This window comes from Stenotrophomonas sp. AS012628, from assembly GCF_010608305.1.
GTDB classification, from domain to species: Bacteria; Pseudomonadota; Gammaproteobacteria; order Xanthomonadales; family Xanthomonadaceae; genus Stenotrophomonas; species Stenotrophomonas geniculata.
In genome coordinates this window covers 1-300 of sequence record NZ_VMBJ01000116.1, presented here as the reverse complement: position 1 = coordinate 300, position 300 = coordinate 1, and the positions used below count along the sequence as shown (strand labels likewise).

The 300-nt window shown below is 70.3% G+C and carries 1 pseudogene; it reads left to right on the top strand.

Going from position 1 to position 300, the window contains the following annotated elements:
• A pseudogene (locus G5A07_RS21220) lies at positions 1–300 on the top strand (hypothetical protein); the annotation flags it as partial.

Below are 300 nucleotides of genomic sequence, written 5' to 3'. Positions count from 1 at the left end.
CTCTACGACCAGGCCAAGGCCGCCCTGGCCAAGGGCAACAGCGCGCCCTACATGGCCTCGCGCAGCGCCCTGCGCGATTACCCGCTGGAACCCTACCTGGCCTACGACGAACTGACCCACCGCCTGAAGTCCGCCAGCAACGAGGAGGTCGAGCGCTTCCTCACCGAACACGGCGACCTGCCGCAGATCGGCTGGCTGAAACTGCGCTGGCTGCGCCTGCTGCCAGCCTGGCTGCGCGACGAGTGCCACGAGGCGCTACGGCGCAACCGCTGGCGCTGGTTCGGCCGCCAGCGCCCACCC